13 protein-coding genes are annotated in these 16,308 nt (G+C 70.4%); 2 read left to right on the forward strand and 11 right to left on the reverse strand.

Annotated elements, in window-relative coordinates:
* Window positions 1-7: 7 nt before the first annotated feature.
* The 11 genes from DQE82_RS17970 to DQE82_RS18020 form a co-directional block, all read right to left on the reverse strand.
* Window positions 8-1,435 carry an NAD-dependent succinate-semialdehyde dehydrogenase gene (locus DQE82_RS17970; RefSeq protein ID WP_233514700.1) on the reverse strand — a complete coding sequence of 476 codons (1,428 nt, stop codon included), beginning with the start codon at window positions 1,433-1,435 and terminating at the stop codon, window positions 8-10.
* Window positions 1,432-2,709 carry an iron-containing alcohol dehydrogenase gene (locus tag DQE82_RS17975; protein WP_158559981.1) on the reverse strand — a complete coding sequence of 426 codons (1,278 nt, stop codon included), beginning with the start codon at window positions 2,707-2,709 and terminating at the stop codon, window positions 1,432-1,434. Before DQE82_RS17975 ends, DQE82_RS17970 begins: the two co-directional genes overlap by 4 nt.
* Window positions 2,702-3,475 (reverse strand): SDR family NAD(P)-dependent oxidoreductase, encoded by a 774-nt coding sequence (locus DQE82_RS17980; protein ID WP_073827372.1) that lies wholly within the window; start codon window positions 3,473-3,475, stop codon window positions 2,702-2,704. The genes DQE82_RS17975 and DQE82_RS17980 overlap by 8 nt, the downstream gene beginning before the upstream one ends.
* 179 nt (window positions 3,476-3,654) lie before the next feature.
* A complete protein-coding gene (locus tag DQE82_RS17985; RefSeq protein WP_158559982.1) occupies window positions 3,655-5,670 on the reverse strand; it encodes a nuclear transport factor 2 family protein in 2,016 nt (671 codons plus the stop codon).
* Between the two features lie 275 nt (window positions 5,671-5,945).
* Window positions 5,946-7,979 carry a nuclear transport factor 2 family protein gene (locus DQE82_RS17990; protein ID WP_113973273.1) on the reverse strand — a complete coding sequence of 678 codons (2,034 nt, stop codon included), beginning with the start codon at window positions 7,977-7,979 and terminating at the stop codon, window positions 5,946-5,948.
* Between the two features lie 368 nt (window positions 7,980-8,347).
* Window positions 8,348-9,118: an IclR family transcriptional regulator gene (locus DQE82_RS17995; RefSeq protein ID WP_158559983.1), complete on the reverse strand. Its 771-nt coding sequence runs from the start codon at window positions 9,116-9,118 to the stop codon at window positions 8,348-8,350.
* 49 nt (window positions 9,119-9,167) lie between these two features.
* Complete coding sequence (locus DQE82_RS18000) at window positions 9,168-10,241, reverse strand: extracellular solute-binding protein (RefSeq protein WP_104115297.1); 1,074 nt, start codon at window positions 10,239-10,241, stop codon at window positions 9,168-9,170.
* A 161-nt stretch (window positions 10,242-10,402) separates the two neighbouring features.
* Window positions 10,403-11,536 carry an ABC transporter ATP-binding protein gene (locus DQE82_RS18005; protein ID WP_113973274.1) on the reverse strand — a complete coding sequence of 378 codons (1,134 nt, stop codon included), beginning with the start codon at window positions 11,534-11,536 and terminating at the stop codon, window positions 10,403-10,405.
* A 7-nt stretch (window positions 11,537-11,543) separates the two neighbouring features.
* The gene (locus tag DQE82_RS18010) at window positions 11,544-12,401 is read right to left on the reverse strand and encodes an ABC transporter permease (RefSeq protein WP_113973275.1); all 858 of its coding nucleotides are present in this window, start codon (window positions 12,399-12,401) and stop codon (window positions 11,544-11,546) included.
* A complete protein-coding gene (locus DQE82_RS18015) occupies window positions 12,398-13,264 on the reverse strand; it encodes an ABC transporter permease (RefSeq protein WP_158559984.1) in 867 nt (288 codons plus the stop codon). The genes DQE82_RS18010 and DQE82_RS18015 overlap by 4 nt, the downstream gene beginning before the upstream one ends.
* 40 nt (window positions 13,265-13,304) lie before the next feature.
* Window positions 13,305-14,087 carry an IclR family transcriptional regulator gene (locus DQE82_RS18020; RefSeq protein WP_158559985.1) on the reverse strand — a complete coding sequence of 261 codons (783 nt, stop codon included), beginning with the start codon at window positions 14,085-14,087 and terminating at the stop codon, window positions 13,305-13,307.
* A gap of 361 nt (window positions 14,088-14,448) precedes the next feature.
* Between DQE82_RS18020 and DQE82_RS18025 the strand changes: the two genes are divergently transcribed.
* A complete protein-coding gene (locus DQE82_RS18025; RefSeq protein WP_113973276.1) occupies window positions 14,449-15,372 on the forward strand; it encodes a DUF6282 family protein in 924 nt (307 codons plus the stop codon).
* On the forward strand, window positions 15,369-16,301 hold the full coding sequence (locus DQE82_RS18030; protein ID WP_113973277.1) for a 3-keto-5-aminohexanoate cleavage protein: 933 nt from the start codon (window positions 15,369-15,371) through the stop codon (window positions 16,299-16,301). The genes DQE82_RS18025 and DQE82_RS18030 overlap by 4 nt, the downstream gene beginning before the upstream one ends.
* Window positions 16,302-16,308: the final 7 nt, after the last annotated feature.

Genomic DNA, 16,308 nt, shown 5'->3' on the forward strand with positions numbered 1-16,308 from the left:
TCGACCTTCACGCGGTGAGCGCGATGTACTTCTCCTCCAGGAACTCCAGGATGCCCTCGGAGCCGCCCTCCCGGCCGAGGCCGCTCTGCTTGACCCCGCCGAACGGGGCGGCCGGGTCGCTGACGACGCCCCGGTTCACGGCCACCATCCCGGCTTCCAGACGCCGGGCGACGGCCATCGCCTCCCGCTCCTCACCGAAGACGTACGCCATCAGACCGTAGACGGTGTCGTTCGCCATCCGGACCGCGTCGTCGACGTGGTCGAAGCGGATCACCGCGGTGACCGGCCCGAAGATCTCTGTCGTGGTGATGGTGGAGCCGTGCACCACACCGGTCAGCAGCGTCGCGTCGTAGAACGCGCCGTGGCCCGGAGACCGTCCGCCGCGCACCACGGTGGCCCCCTGCGCGACGGCGGTCCGGACCAGGTCCGCCACCTTGTCCCGCTCGGCAACCGAGACGAGCGCGCCCAGGTCGTTCGCCCGGTCGAGCCCCGGCCCGACCGACACCGCGGCGAGGGCGGCGTCCATCCGGGCGACGAACTCGTCGTGCACCGAGGAATGGACGTAGAAGCGGTTGGCCGCGGTGCAGGCGGACCCGCCGTTGCGCATCTTGGCCAGCAGAGCGCCCTCCACGGCGGTGTCCAGGTCCGCGCTCGGCAGCACGATGAGCGGGGCGTTGCCACCGAGCTCCATCGACGTGCTGACCACGCTGTCCGCGCAGGCGTGCAGCAGCTCACGGCCGACCTCGGTGGAGCCGGTGAAGGAGAGCTTGCGGACCTCGGGACGGTCGATCATCCGCTTCACCAGCGGGCCGGTCGGCACCGGAGTGACCAGGTTGACCACGCCACGCGGCACGCCGGCACGGCGCAGGACCTCCACAACGTAGGCGGCGGTCAGCGGCGTCTCCCGCGCGGGCTTGAGGATCGTCGTGCACCCGGCCGCCAGCGCCGGGCCGAGCTTGCGCGTGGCCATCGCGGCGGGGAAGTTCCACGGCGTGATCAGCAGGGACACGCCGACGGGCTGCCGGTCCACGACGATCCGCTTGTCCCCCGCCGGGGAGAGGCGGTAGTCGCCCGGCACCCGGACGGCCTCCTCGGCGAACCAGCGGAAGAACTCCTTGGCGTAGTTGGCCTCGCCGATCGCGTCCGCCCACGACTTGCCGTTCTCCCGCACCATCAGCTCGGCGAAGACCTCGACCTCGTCGGTGAGGATCTCGTACGCCCGGCGCAGCAGCTCACTGCGCTCGCGCGGCGCGGTCGCGGCCCAGGCGGGCTGGGCCGCCGCCGCGGCGTCCACGGCCGCCATGCAGTCCTGCTCCGTCGCGACGGCGAACCGGGCGATGGTGGAGAGGTCGGCGGGGTCGGTCACGTCGAACCGGCGGCCGTCGGAGCCGGGCCGCCACTGCCCGTCGATGAAGAGGTCCGCGAGCAGGTTCACCTGAGACTCCCATTCGCCAGGGCGCCGTCGTGGGCGCGTTCCAGGATGTCGAGCAGCAGCTCGCGGGACGGGTCCACCGGCGCGGCCGCGATCAGCCGGGTGGACCTGAGCCCCAGCTCGGCGATCTGCGGAAGCTGGTGGCGCGTCAGCCCGATCTCGGCGAGCGTGCGCGGCACGCCGATCTCCCGGTTGATCTCGACCACCCGGGCGAGCGTCCGCGCCGCGGAGGCGTCCGCGGCCGGGATCGCTTCGAGCGCCGCGCCGAGCGCCGTGAGCCGCTCGGCGACCGCCGGCTGCGCCGTCAGCGTGTCGATGACGTACGGGAGCATCAGCCCGGTGCCGAGCCCGTGCGGAGTCTTGGTGAGCGCGCCGATCGGGTACTGCAGGGCGTGGCACAGGTGGGTGCCGGTCGCGCCGAACGCCATCCCGCCGAGCAGCGAGCCCAGCGCCACCTCGTGCCGTGCCCGCCGGTCGCCGGGCCGGTGGACCGCGACCGGCAGCCAGGGGCCCAGACGCGCCGCCGCCTGCAACGCGACCGACTCACTCAGCACGTTGCGTCCGGTGAACACCGGGAGCACGCCCGACCAGTCGAGGTCGACCGGCCGGGCCGTGAACGACTCGACCGCGTGCACCAGCGCGTCGATGCCGGACCAGGCGGTCACCGTCGCGGGCGTCCCGAGCGTGAACTCCGGGTCGACCACGGCGGCCGACGGCACCAGAAAAGGGCTGGAGATGCCCACCTTGAGCTCGCGGTCGGGGTCGGACACGACCGCGACGGGTGTCACCTCCGACCCGGTGCCCGCGGTCGTCGGCACCGCCACCAGCGGCACGATCGGCCCGGGCACGAGGTTCTCGCCGTAGTAGCGGTGTGCCGGCCCGTCGTAGGCCGACAGCAGCGCGATCAGTTTGGCGGCGTCGAGCGCGCTGCCGCCGCCGATCGCCAGGACCACCTCCGCGCGGTAGTCGCGGGCGGTCGCGACCGCGGCGTCGAGGGTGTCGACCGGGAGTTCCGGCGTGATGTCGGAGTGGACCAGCACGTCCAGCCCGGCCCCGGTCAGGGCGTCCACCGTCTCGCGGAAGATCGGCGTCCGCACCAGGAACGGGTCGACCACGGCGAGTACGCGCCGGCCGTGCACCCGGACGACCTCCGGCAGGTGCCGGCGGGCGCCGTACCCGAAGTGGATCCGTGGCGGAAGGCGGAGCGTGCCGACGGCGGCGGAGCGGAGGTCGTCGCCGTCGCCGGCCGGCGCGGTCACCGCGGTCTCGTCAGGCACTGAAGCCACCGTCCACCGGGAGCACCGCCCCGCTGATGTGGCTGGCCCGGTCGCTCAGCAGGAACGACGCCGTCGCGCCGACCTCCGTCCCGGTGCCCGCCTTACGCAGTGGGGTCGCCGCGATCCGGGCCTCGACCCCGCCGGGAATCGCCAGCCGGGTCTGGGCCAGCATCGGCGTCTCGGTGGGGCCGGGCGCGATCACGTTCACCCGGATCCCGAGCGGGCCGAAGTCGTGCGCGGCGGTGCGGGTCAGCCCGATGACCGCGTGCTTGGTCGCCTGGTACGCGCCCAGGCCGGAGCTGCCGCGCAGTCCGCCGATGCTGCTCACGTTGACGATCGAGCCGGCGCCCCGGCCGAGCATGACCCGCACCTGCTCGCGGACGCACAACCAGGTGCCCTTGACGTTCACCGCCATGATCCGGTCGAAGTCCTCCTCGGGGACCTGGTCCAGGCGGCCGCCCTGTGTCATCGCGGCGTTGTTGAAGGCGCCGTCGAGCCGGCCGAACCGCTCGACGGTCCGGTCCACGACGCGGGCGACGTCGCGGGCGACGGAGATGTCGCCGGTGACGTGGTCGACGTCGTGCCCGGCCGAGGCGAGTTCCAGGGCGATCTTCTCCAGTGGCCCCTCGGAGCGGGCGACGAGCATCAACGAGGCGCCGTCGGCGGCGAACACCCGGGCGGCGTCGGCGCCGATGCCCGCGCTGGCGCCGACGACGAGGACGACCTTGCCCGCCAACGGGAGGGGGCGGTTCTGCGGGTCCGGCATGGCTTCTCTATCCCTCTTCTCGACGGCTGCCGGTGAGCAGCAAATGTTCGGATAGCGCAACCGAAGTTCATATTACGGAGCGCGGTCTCGTGTGTCCACAGGCGTCGTGACGGCGGAGCGCCCCTCCCGACCGGAGTCGGAAGAGGCGCTCCCCCACTGACGGTGCGGTGTCGCCCGGGTCAGCCCAGGTCCACTCCGTCGACCTGCGGGCCGAGCGGCGGCTGCTGCCAGCCGTGCTCGGTCATCCGCCAGTCCGGCCGCACCTCGCACGGCGCGCACTGCGGCCAGTAGAACTGCGGCTCGCGCCCGCTGACCGGGTTCTTGTAGTGGAACCACATCGGCACGATCCCGGGCCACGCGATGTAACCGGGGGAACCGCCCTGGAACCCGCGCGAGCGCTCACCCATGCTGCTGAGCAGCACGTCCGGCGGGTACCGGGTCACCAGCGTGCTGGGCGCCGGGTCCGGCAGCTCCGGGTTGCGCGGGTTCGCCCCGGCCCAGCCGCCGGCCCAGTTCGTCGACTGCCAGTAGAACTCGTCGATGGTCAGGCTCCAGATGCGCCAGATGCCGTTCTCGAGCACGAACTCGTCGTTGTACATCGCGCCGTTGAACGCGCCGGCGTTGGTCCTCGACGTCCGCGGCTGGAGCAGGCGGGCGCGCATCGTCGCCGACCGTCCGTCCTCGGACACGAGGATCACCGGTTGCGGCCGCCAGTGGTACGAGATGCTGGCGCGCATCGTCGACGGGTTAGTTCCGTAGACCGTCACCCCGGCCTGCCGGATCCGCTCCGGGCCCTGGAAGTAGCCGGCGAACGGCGACAGCTTGTGGCCGAACTCGGCGTGGATCTGCGCCATGTCGTAGATCCGGAGGTCGTCCAGGTAGGCGGTGTACGCCATCGAGACGTTCTCCGCCCCGTCGAACGCCAGCGACCGGGCCAGCCGGCGGTCGAGGTCGGCCAGGTTCCGGTTCGACGACGCCGCGCCGCCGGCGTTCTTCTGGCTGCGCGCCTGCACGTCGAGGAAGGCCGGCACCCGGGTCGGCGCCGGCGCGATGCCGCCGTCACCCCAGCCGGTGGAGTACGGGGCTATCACCAGCGGCGTGATGTTCATGTCCTTGAGCTTCCACAGCCCGCCCTGCTTGACGAAGTGGTTGTGGAACACGGAGATCTCCCACGACGCCTCGCGGGTGTTGGCGTCGCCGACCATGGCGAACTCGATGCCCCGGGCGGTCGCCTGCGTGCCGCTGGTGTGCACGTCGACGATCGTGTCGAACTGGATACGCTCGTTGAGGATGCCCTGGCTGAGGTTCTCCGGGCCCATGCGCTCCATCGCCTGGCGGACCCCGGCGGCGCCCCGGAACGTGCCCACGTTGTCGATGGTCACCGTGGCGCCGTTGGCGAACAGGTCGACCACGTCGGACCACATCCGCCGGTCGACGTAGTAGCCGTAGGCGTGCTGGAGGTTGCGGACCGAGTCCTCGCTGTTGAGCTTGTCGATGCGGGCCGCCACCTTGTTGACGGTCGTGCCGGCCGGCGGCGCCGGACCGACCGGCTCCGGGATCGGCACGCCCGCCTCGTCCGGAGTGAAGTGGTACGGGACGATCGGCAGCAGCTCGAGGTCCTTGTTGCGCCAGCCGGTGGCGTAGTCCCCCTCGTACTGCGGGTAGTAGTGCAGCAGGGAGATCCGCCAGCGGCCGTTCTCGAACACGTACTCGTTCTCGTAGATGCCGCCCTCGATCCGGGCCGCGCCCGCGCCGTCACCGAGGAAGCGGAAGCCGTTCCAGCGCGCCTTCGCGGACAGGCCGTCGACGGAGAGGTTCACCAGCGGCTGGTCGACGATCACGGTGTGCAGGGATCCCGGGTTGATGCCGTTCATCGCGCCGGCGTCGGCCTCCAGCCAGTCGCGGATCGCGGCGCGGCCGGTGACCGTCTCGTCGCCCCAGCGGAAGGTCGCGTCGGCGCTGAACAGCGCCGCCATGTCCGACCATCTGCCGTACTGCGCCAGGTGCGCGTACGTGCGCTGCACGTCCTTGACCTCGCGCAGCGACTCGACGCGGACCAGGTCCCGGGCGAGGGAGTTCAGGGTGATCGTCGGGGTGGTGGCCGCGGCCGGGGGCGCCTGGAGGGCGACCATGCCGGCGGCGACCAGCAGCAGTGCGGAGGCTGTCGCGGTCAGCCGTCTTGTCAGACGTCTCATCTTCACATCCCTGTCCGTTGCTGGCGTATGTGGAATCCCCGTGGTCGGCGGGCGGCCGTGGAGGTCACGACCGGAGGCAGTTGCCGGAAACGTACGGGACATGTTCGCAGGGCGCAAGAGCTATTACGCCAGATGAACTTTGCCCAACCCGCACCATCTCGCCACCGGCTGGGGACACCGGAGTGCGGCAGGCGCGCGGAGGCGCCCCTCCCCGCCGGATGCGGGAAGAGGCGCCTCGGGACGGTCGCGACGGCCGGGCCGCCGTCACTGACGGATCAGCCCACCTCCAGCCCGTCGATCTGCGGTCCGGTCGGCGGCAGCTGGTAGCCGTACCGCGTCATGCTCCAGTCCGGCCGCACCTCGCAGGGCGCGCAGTCGTACCAGAAGTGCGGCGGCACCCGCCCGCTCACCGGGTTGCGGTAGTGGAACCACATCGGCACGATGTCCGGCCACTGGATGTATCCGGGACTGCCGCCGCGGAAGCCGCGGGACCGCTCGCCCAGCGCGCTGTGCAGGACATCCGGCGGGTAGGTGTTCACCAGGTTGCTCGGCGGCGGGTCGGGCAGGCTCGGGTCACGCGGGGCCACGCCACCCCAGCCCTGGGCCCAGTTCGGCGACTGCCAGTAGAACTCGTCGATGTCCAGGCTCCAGATCCGCCAGATGCCGTCCTCCAGCACGAACTGGTCGTTGTACATCGCGCCGTTGATGTACCCGGCGTTGACGGTCGAGGCGTTGACGTGCATGAGCCGGGCCCGGACCGACGCCGACCGGCCGTCGTGCGAGACGTCGATGACCGGCTGCGGCCGCCAGTGCAGCACCAGGAAGGACTTCTGCGTCGGCGGTGGCGTGTTGCCGTACGTCGAGACCACCGAGCCGAGAATCCGTTCGCGCGTCACGTTCCAGCCGGCGAACGGGGACAGCTTGTGGCCGTTCACCGCGTGCACGGCCGCCATCTCCGGCCACCTGCTGTCGTCGATGTAGTAGCTGTAGGCCGCCGAGACGTTCTCCGCTCCGTCGAACGCGACCGAGCGGTTCAGCCTCCGCTGGAGGTCGGCCAGGTCCGCCTTCGGGCCCTTCGGCGCGCCGGCCGCCTTGCCGGGCTTCGGCGCCGGGGTACGCCCGGCCACGTCGAGGAACTTCGGCGGCTTGACGGAGGCGACCGGGCCGGTCCCGCCGTCGCCCCAGCCGGTGCTGTAGGGCGCCGTGACCAGCGGCGTCAGGTGCATCTCCTTGAGCTTCCACAGGCCACCCTGCTTGACGAAGCGGTTCGTGAAGACGGAGAACTGCCACGAGGCGCCGCCGGCGTCGTTGAGCATGCCGACCTCGATGCCCCGGGTGGTCGCCTTCTTGCCGTTGTCCTCCACGTCGACGATCGTGTCGAACAGCGGCCGGTCGTTGAGCACGCCCTGCGTCAGGCCCTCCGGCCCCATCCGCTCCATCGCCTGGCGGACACCGGCGGCGTTGCGGAACACGCCCACGCCGTCGATGGTGACCTTCGCGCCGTCGGTGAACAGGTCGACCACGTCGCTCCACATCCGGCGGTCGACGTAGTAGCCGTACGCGTGCTGCAGGTTGCGCACCGAGTCCTCGTCGTTGAGCGCGGTGATGCGGTCGGCCAGCTCCTTCGCGTTGAACCGGGTCTTCGGCGCGGGCCCGGTCGCCGCCGGGATCGGCACGCCGGCCACGTCGGGCGTGAAGTGGTACGGCACCACCGGCACCGGCTGGCGGTTGATGGTCCGGAAGCCGGTGGCGTAGTCGCCCTCGTAGAGCGGGTAGTAGCGCAGCAGCGAGATCTTCCACTCGCCGTTCTCCAGCACGTACTCGTTCTGGTAGATGCCGCCGTCGATGCGCGCCGCGCCGGCCCCGTCACCGAGGAAGCGGATCCCGGACCAGCGGCCCTTCGCGGTACGGCCGTCCGGCGACAGGTTGACAAGCGGCTGGTCGATCACCGTGGTGTGCAGCGCGCCCGGCCGGGCGCCGTTCATGTCCCCGGCCTCCGCCGCGAGCCATCCCTTGATGGCGTGGTGGCCGCTCACCACCTGACTTCCCCACTGCAGCGTGCCGTTCGCGCTGAACAGCTTCGCCATGTCCGCCCAGCGCCCGAACTGGGCCAGGTGGGCGTACGACCGCTGCACGTCCTTGACCTCGCGCAGCGACTCGACCCGTTCGACGTCCCGGGCCAGCGAGTCGATGCTCACCGGCGCGTTTCCGCTCGCCGCCGCGTGCGGCGCCCGTACCGCGATGTTCACGCCGACCACCAGCAGGAGCCCGGTCGCCGCCGCCGTCAGCCGTCTTGTCAGAGGTTTCATCGTCACATCCCTGTCCGTAGATGCCGTGCGAAGAGCTCTGGCATCGCCAGGTCCGGCCGGAGGGCGATGCGAGGAACGTACGTGACGTGTTCACCTACCGCAAGAAGCATTCCGGCATACGAACTTCCAGCCGCCCAGCGGGCCCCTGACGCCGTCGATCATGAAGTTGACCGCGATTTTCGCCCGTTTTCTCCCGGCCAACTTCATGATCAGCGCGTGGGTCCTCGCGCGCGGGGTGGGTGGCGCGCGCCGGGGTGCCGGTGATCAAGGAGTTAGGGGTGCGGGACCGGGCGGATCTGGACACAAAGCCCTTGGTCAACGAGTGGGGCGGCCGGAGAGCGCGGGCGGGGCGGGGAAGATCGGGCCCGTTACTCGTCTGCCGTCGGCGCGCTGTCTGCGGGGGCGCCGAGCTCGCTGGTCAGGGTGGTGGCGGTCGCCACCAGCAGCTCGATGGCGGCGGACAGCTCGGCGATGTCGCCGGCGCCGAGGAGTGCGACAGTGGCGCACAGCCCCTTCTCGTCGAAGACCGGGGCGGCCACCGCGAACAGGCCGCCGCTGTGCCGGGCCACGCTGTAGCCCTGCCGGCGTGCGGCGTAGACCTCGGAGTCCAGCCGGGCGCGCTCGGCCGGGGACATGCCGGCGGCCACCAGGTCCATCACGGCCTCGTCGGCGTACGCGAGGTACACGTGCGTCTGCGCGGCGCTCGCGTCGAGCTTGGTGCCGGGATGCACGGTGACCACGACCTGGCGGCTGGTGTCCTCCTCGACCAGGGTCACCACCGGCCCCTGGGCGCCACGGACGCTGAGCACCGCCGTCATTCGCGCGTCGGTGCTCAGCTTCCGCAGGTGGGGCCCGGCGATCTCGACGATCCGCTGGCGTCCCAGCGCCCGAATTCCCAGTTCCAGCATCAGTCCGCCGAGGGCGAACGTCCCGCGGCGCGTCCCCCGTTCGAGAATGCCGGCGGCAGTCATCGACGCGCAGTATCGGTAGGCGGTGGTGCGGTTCAGACCCGTCCGTTCGGCGACGTCCGCGGCCGTGAGCTCGACGACCCGGGGACCGAAGAGCGCGCAGATCTGTCCCACGCGCGCGACCGCCCGGATGTCCGAGTTCGAGGCTTCGTTCGGATCAAAGTTCGCCACCCCCGAAGCGTAGTTCACATGACGGACGAATCGCTACCGGGGGGTCACCTCAGCCGGCAAGCCAGTTGGTGAGCTTGGCGGTGACCTCGTTGAAGTTGTCGGCGTACCACTGGACGTCCTGCAGCACGGTCTTGCCGGTGTTGGCGTCGCCGTAGACTTCGACCTTCTTCGCGTTCTCCGACAGGTTCGGCTTGGCGGCGAGGTTCACCGGCGCGGTGCCGAGCGCCTCGGAGATGCCGGCCACCGCCTCCGGGCTGACCACCGTGGACAGGAACCGCTCCGCGGCCACCTTCTTCGGCGACCCCTTCGGCACGGCGAAGCAGTTGATCGAGGCCACCGTCACGTCCCACACCACTGTGATGTCCGCGCCCTCGTCCATCAGCGGCACGAGCCGCGCGTCGGCGAGCAGGAACATGTCGACCTGCTTGGAGCCGACCGCCTGCTGGAGCGCGCCGACGTTCGGGGCGAACGTGGTCACCTTGCGGATCGTGTTGAGCTTCTTCAGCGAGCGGTCGACGTCGAGCGGGTAGAGCGCGTCCGGCGCCACACCGTCGGCGAGCAGCGGGTATTCGAGGATGCCGTTCTGCAGGTTGGTCAGGATCCCGCGCTGGCCGGGGAAGTTCTGGACGTCGAAGAAGTCCTTGATGGTCTTGGGCGCCTTGCTCGGGTCCGGGAACGCCTCGGTGCGGTAGGCGAAGGGCGAGGCGTTGATGAAGTTGCCGATGTAGCACTTGCCGATCGTGCCCTCGGCCAGGTTGCTCTTGTCGACGCCGGAGAAGTCGAGCGGCTCGAACAGCGTCCCGCAGTTCTGGGTCGCGGCGGCCGGCGCGGTCGCGACCACGTCCCAGAGCACCGCCCCGCTCTCGACCTGGGCCTTCACCTGCGCCACGTCGGGCGGCGAGGTGTTGGTGAAGGTCACGTTCGGGTGCGCCTTGGTGTACGGCTCCTGGTAGTGCTTGATCATCGCGTCCTGGCCGACACCGCCGTAGGCGACGAACGTGAGCTTGACGTCCCCCTCGGGGTCCACCGCGGCGGCCGGCTCGTCTCCGCCGCAGGCGGCGGTCATCGACACGACTGCGGTCGCCACGAGGACCGCGAGGACGCGGGATGTTCTCAACACCATGTCACTTCCTTCGGCTATGGCCCGCGAACGCGGGCGTACTGTTCGGAATATGGATTGGTGCTTCGTATAGTGAACAGTAGCGAGGGCGTAACGTGCCCAACAAGAGCGTGGAACCTGTTCGTTACCAAAGAGCGCGGTCGAATGTGCGTATGGTGAACGAGCTACCCCGCGACGACGCGCTGCCGGTCGACTCGCCACCAGGCGACCACGGGCTGGCCGATCCGCAGGTCGCTCTCCAGCGCGTCCAGCCGGGCGCGGCCCATCACGTCGCCCGCGCCCCCGAGCGACAGCATGGCGGTCCGGTACGCCCCCATGTACTCGATGTCGCGGACGATCGCCGCCGCGCAGTTCGCGTCCGGCGGAACCGCGTCCCGGTCGGCCGCGATCCGGACGTCCTCCGGCCGTACCACCAGGGCGGCCGGGCGGCCCTCACGCACCAGGCCCGACACGGTACGGCCGTCGACCGACCACACCTCGCCCTCCCAGACCGCCGTCGTACCGGTCACCTGCGACAGCGTGAAGACCGTCGAGTCGCCGAGGAACCGCGCGGTGAACAGCGTCTCCGGCGACCGGTAGAGCGCCTCGGGGCGGCCCAGCTGCTCGATCCGCCCGTCGTTGAAGAGCGCGATCCGGTCGGACAGGTTCATCGCCTCCTCCTGGTCGTGGGTGACGAAGACGAACGTCGAGCCGACCTCCCGGTGGATACGGCGGATCTCCAGTTGCAGCGTGGCGCGCAGGTTGCGGTCCAGCGCGCCGAGCGGCTCGTCCAGCAGCAGCGCGGTCGGGCCGAAGACGATGGCCCGGGCCAGCGCGACCCGCTGCTGCTGCCCACCGGACAGCTGCGCCGGGTAGTGCCCGTCCCGGCCGGTCAGCTGGACGAGTTCGAGCACCTCCGCGACCTTGCGCGCGATGTCCGGCTTGGACATGCGGCGTTCCCGCAGCGGATAGGCGACGTTCTGGGCGACTGTCATGTGCGGGAAGAGCGCGTAGTTCTGGAAGAGCATGCCGAGGTTGCGCTTGTGCGGTGGCAGCCGGCTCACGTCCACGCCGTCGAACGAGATGGCGCCGGTGGTGAGCGTCTCGAACCCGGCGATGAGGTTGAGCGTGGTGGTCTTGCCCGAGCCGCTGGGCCCGAGCAGGGTCATGAACTCGCCCGGCTCGATGGTCAGTGAGACGTCGTCGACGGCCGGATGGGTCAGTCCGTAGTCCTTCGTCACGTTGCTGAGCCGGATCTGGGTCCCGGCCCGGGTGGACGCCGGCACGGGCTCGGCCGTGCGGAACGTGGATGCGGACATGATGCTCCTATCGGCTCTTTCGGTTGCCCACGAACAGCACGAGGCAGATGACGGTGACCGCGACGACGACCAGGCTCGACGACGCGGCGATGGTGGGGTCGATCTCGACGGTGACGCTGTTGTACATCTGCACCGGCAGCGTCTGGAACGTCGGCGCGCGGAGGAACAGCGCGATCACCACCTCGTCGAACGAGGTGACGAACGCGAAGATGGCGCCGGTGACGATCCCCCGGCTGATCAGCGGCATGGTCACGAACAGGAAGGTCCGGATCGGCGTCGCGCCCAGCGACGCCGACGCCCGCAGCAGCTTCGGGTCGAAGCCGCTGAGCGCGCTCGTCACCGACACCAGCACGAACGGCACGCCGATCGCGGCATGGGCGAGGACGTACCCGCTCAGCGTGCCGACGAGGTGCCACTTCAGGAACGAGATGTAGACCGCGACCGCGATCACGATCGACGGCGTGACGATAGAGACCATCAGCAACGTCCGGGCGAGCCGCGCGAGCCGCCCGGTCAGGCTGTGCAGGCCGATGGCGGCGGCGGTGCCGACCACTGTGGCGAGCGACGCGGCGAGCACGCCGACAAGCACCGAGGTACGCAACGACGCGAGCCAGGTCGGGTCGGTGAAGAAGTTCTCGTACAGCTTGAGCGAGAAGCCGGTGGGCGGGAACTGGAACGTCGACGCCGTGCTGAAGCTCATCGGGATGACGAACAGGGTCGGCAGGATGAAGTACAGCGCCACCAGGGCGCCGACGAGCTTGAGCCACCAGGGGATCGGGTCCACGGAGGTGGCGCGGCAGCGCCGACGGGCCGGGGCGGGTCGCCTCTGCGTACCCGGAGGGTTGTCGGTCTTCGTCGCGGTCATGGCTGGTCCTTCGTCCTGGCGGCGGCGACCACGCCGATCGCCGAGATGGTTCCGCCGAGGCGGTTCGCCCAGGCGACTAGCACGAGGGTGACGACGAGCACGAGCATCCCCAGCGCGCCCGCGCCCGAGAAGTCGAGCAGCAGGGTGGTGCGCTGGCCGAGCAGCTGCGCGACGAGGGACTGCTGTGGCGACCCGAGCAGGGCCGGCGTGACGTAGAAGCCGAGGCTCAGGGTGAACACGAGGATCAGGCCCGCGACCACGCCGGCGCGCGACAGCGGCCAGTAGATCTTCCAGAACGCGACCAGCGGGTGGGAGCCGAGGCCGCGCGCGGCCAGCAGGAGCCGGCGGTCGATGCCGGACAGCGCGCTGAACAACGGCAGCACCATGAACGGGAGCAGCACCTGGCTCATCGCGACCGTCACGCCGGCCACCGTCCCGTACAGCACGACGTCCAGGCCGAACAGCTCGAAGAAGGAGTGCACCGGTCCGTTGCGTTGCAGGATGACGATCCAGGCGTAGTTGCGGGCCATGACCGACGTCCAGAACGGGATCAGCACGATGATCAGCAGGACGCCGCGCATGCGCGGCCCGACGCGGGTCATCAGGTAGGCGTACGGGTAGCCGAGCAGGAAGGCGATGACGGTGACCGCGGCCGCGGTCAGCGCGGTGCGGACGAGCACCCGCATCGTCACCCCGTCGGTGAACAGCGACTCGTAGTGCCGCAGGGTCCAGTCGCCGTTGCCGACGCTGCGCAGGAAGCTGTTCCCGAGCGGCACGAGCAGGATCCAGGCGAGCAGGGTGAGCGCCGGCACGAGGAGCAGCCACTGCGGACGCGGCCGGAGCCGCCGTAGGAGACCTGGCATGTCTGTTTCCGCCTTCCGCCCGGCGTCCCGGGCTCGCCTTTCATGCATGGCTGGTCGCGATCATGGAGCCCAGGGTCTCGGCCGCCTGTTCCAGCGCGGCGACGCGCGCCGAGGACCGCTCCGCGGGGTTGAGCATCTCGGTCGTGCCGAGCAGGCCCATCGCGGCCTGCACGTCGTAGGTGGCGAAGATCGGCACCGCCACCGAGGCCAGACCGGCCCGATCCAGGTCCGCCCAGGCGATCCGGTGGCGCCGTACCCGGGCCAGCGCCTGCCGCTCCACCGCCGCCTCGGCCGGGGTGAGGCTCGCGTGGGCCCGGGTCACGGTGGCCGGGTCGGCCTGGAAGGCGAGCAGAACGCGGGTCTGCGCGGCCTTGAGTTCCAGCACCGTCCCGATCCGGGCCGTCAGCACGATGGTGCCCTGGTGCGGCTCCTCGACGAGCGTCACCACCGCGCCGGAACGGCCGAGGAAGCTGAGCACTGTGGTGAGGCCGGTCGTGTCCGAGAGCTGCCGCATGATCGCCGGCGCCAGCGTGAGGAGCTGCTGGCGGACCGAGACGAGGGCGAAGAGCTGGTCGAGCAGCGGGCCGGGGCCGAACGACGCGCTCAGGAAGCCGGCCCGTTGCAGGGACTGGAGATAGCGGTGCGCGGTCGTGCGGTTGAGGCCGAGGCGCTCGGCCACCAGGCCGGGGGCGAGACTCCGGGTGTGCTGATCGAGTAGCGCGAGGACGTTCGCCGCCCGGTCGATGGACTGGATCATGGTGCGATCCGTCTCCACCGTCGCCGGCCCGGGGCCGGTTCGCTGGGGGTCAGGATCGGCGCTCATCGTCACCTCCTTACCGGACGCATCCATTTCCAGGGCCCGGTCCAGGGCAAGCGAAAGTTCGCATGCGGGCAAAGGCATGCACGATGCGAACGACGGCTCTTCCGTTCGACGCCTCGACGAGCACGCCGACGAGGCGCTGGCGCTGGGCGGATCCGGCACGACCGATGGTTGGCCCGAGATCGGGCGTTCGTTTTGCGAGCTCCCGCTTTCGGTATGCGGACGATAACCGGTAACCCGCACGCAACACAATGGTCCTTTCGCGGGCCTGGCGCAGCTGTTACGCCGCTCGGCCACCCATGGACACGACCGATGCTCGTCCGTATGCTGAACGCCAAGTTCATGGGACGAACAGGAGGAGTCGATGGGCGTCTCGAAAGGTCACCAGCCGGTCCCGCCAGGGCTGTTGAAGGTCCTGGATGGCACGGTTGACCTGCACTGCCACTCCGGCCCGAGCCCGTTCCCGCGGCGGATCAACCACGTCGAGGCGTCGTACGACGCCGCGCGCATCGGCGTGCGGGCGCTGCTGGTGAAGTCGCACCACCACAACACCGTCATGGACCTGCTGGCCATGGGGCCCTGGCTGAAGGAGGCGCCGACGCCGGTCTACGGGGGCGTCGCGCTGAACTCCGAGGTCGGCGGCATCAACCCGTCGGCCGTCGCGATGAGCCTGCGGATGGGCGGCCGGTGCGTCTGGGCGCCCACCGTGTCCGCGCGCCAGCACATCGAGCACCACAGCCACGAGCACGGGTTCCCGACCTCGGGCCTGGACCTGCTGGAGAGCGAGGTCTCGGTCTTCGACGACAGCGGGTCCGTCTCCGCGCAGACCGAGCAGGTCGTCGAGGTCGTCGCGGACGCCGACGCGCTGCTGACCGGCGGCCACCTCGACGCCGACTCGATGAAGGCGCTGTTCACGGTCGCCGTCGACAAGGGCGTGCGCCGGCTTCTCGTCCAGCACCCCGACTTCATCGTGGGCGCCTCGGACGGCGACATCGAGGAGCTGCTGCGGATGGGGGCGTACGTCGAGCACGAGATCGCGATGTACCACCCCGGCGTCCCGAAGCCGGGCTGGCCGATCGAGCAGCTGGTGCGCTGGATCGAGCGCGTCGGGCCGGAACGGACCACCATCGGCTCGGACCTGGGCCAGCAGGGCAACCCGCTGCCGGTCGACGGCTACATCTACCTCGTGCAGCGCCTGCTCGACCACGGGGTGTCCGAGAAGGACGTCCGGCGGATGATCGCCGGCAACCCGGCCTACCTGCTCGGTCTGGAGGACAGCCCGTCGTGATCAGGGCGGACAGGGTCATCATCAGCGCGGCGGTCACCGGGTCCGTGCACGTGCCCTCGCAGAGCGACCACCTTCCGCTCTCCCCCGAGCAGGTGGTGCGGTCGTCGCTGGAGGCGGCGGAGGCCGGCGCCGCGGTCATCCACCTGCACGCGCGGCACCCGGACGGACGGCCCGCGTTCGAACCGGAGACGTTCGAGCAGATCATCCCCCCGATCGTCGAACGGTGCGACGCGGTCATCAACATCACCACCGGGGGCGCCTCGTCGATGACGATCGAGGAACGGCTCGCCGCCGCGGCCCGGTTCACCCCCGAACTCGCCTCGCTGAACATGGGGTCGATGAACTTCGTCTACTCCGGCATCGCGGACCGGGTCAGCCGGTGGAAGCACGACTGGGAGAAGCCCTACGTCGAGAACACCTACCGGCAGCCCTTCATCAACACGTTCGCCCAGATCGAGTACGCGCTGCGCGAGATCGGCGAGAAGGGCGGCACCCGCTTCGAGTACGAGTGCTACGACATCGGGCACCTCTACACCCTGGCCCACTTCGTGGATCGCGGTCTCGCCCGGCCACCCCTGTTCATCCAGGGCGTCTTCGGCATCCTCGGCGGCATCGGCGCGGACCACGCCAACCTGACCCACATGATCGCCATCGCCGACAAGCTGTTCGGCGCCGACTACCACTTCTCCGCGTTCGCCGCGGGCCGGCATCAGATGCAGTTCTGCACCCACAGCGCGTGGCTGGGCGGGCACGTCCGGGTGGGGCTGGAGGACAACCTCTACATCGGCAAGAGCGAACTCGCCACCAGCAACGCGCAGCAGGTCCGCAAGGTCCGGTCGATCGTCCAGGACCTGGGCCGCACGATCGCGACGCCCGACGAGGCCCGGGCGATCCTCGGCCTCAAGGGCGGCCGGAACATCAGCCGTTGACGCCACC

The organism is Micromonospora sp. LHW51205 (genome assembly GCF_003315815.1).
GTDB classification, from domain to species: Bacteria; Actinomycetota; Actinomycetes; order Mycobacteriales; family Micromonosporaceae; genus Micromonospora; species Micromonospora chalcea.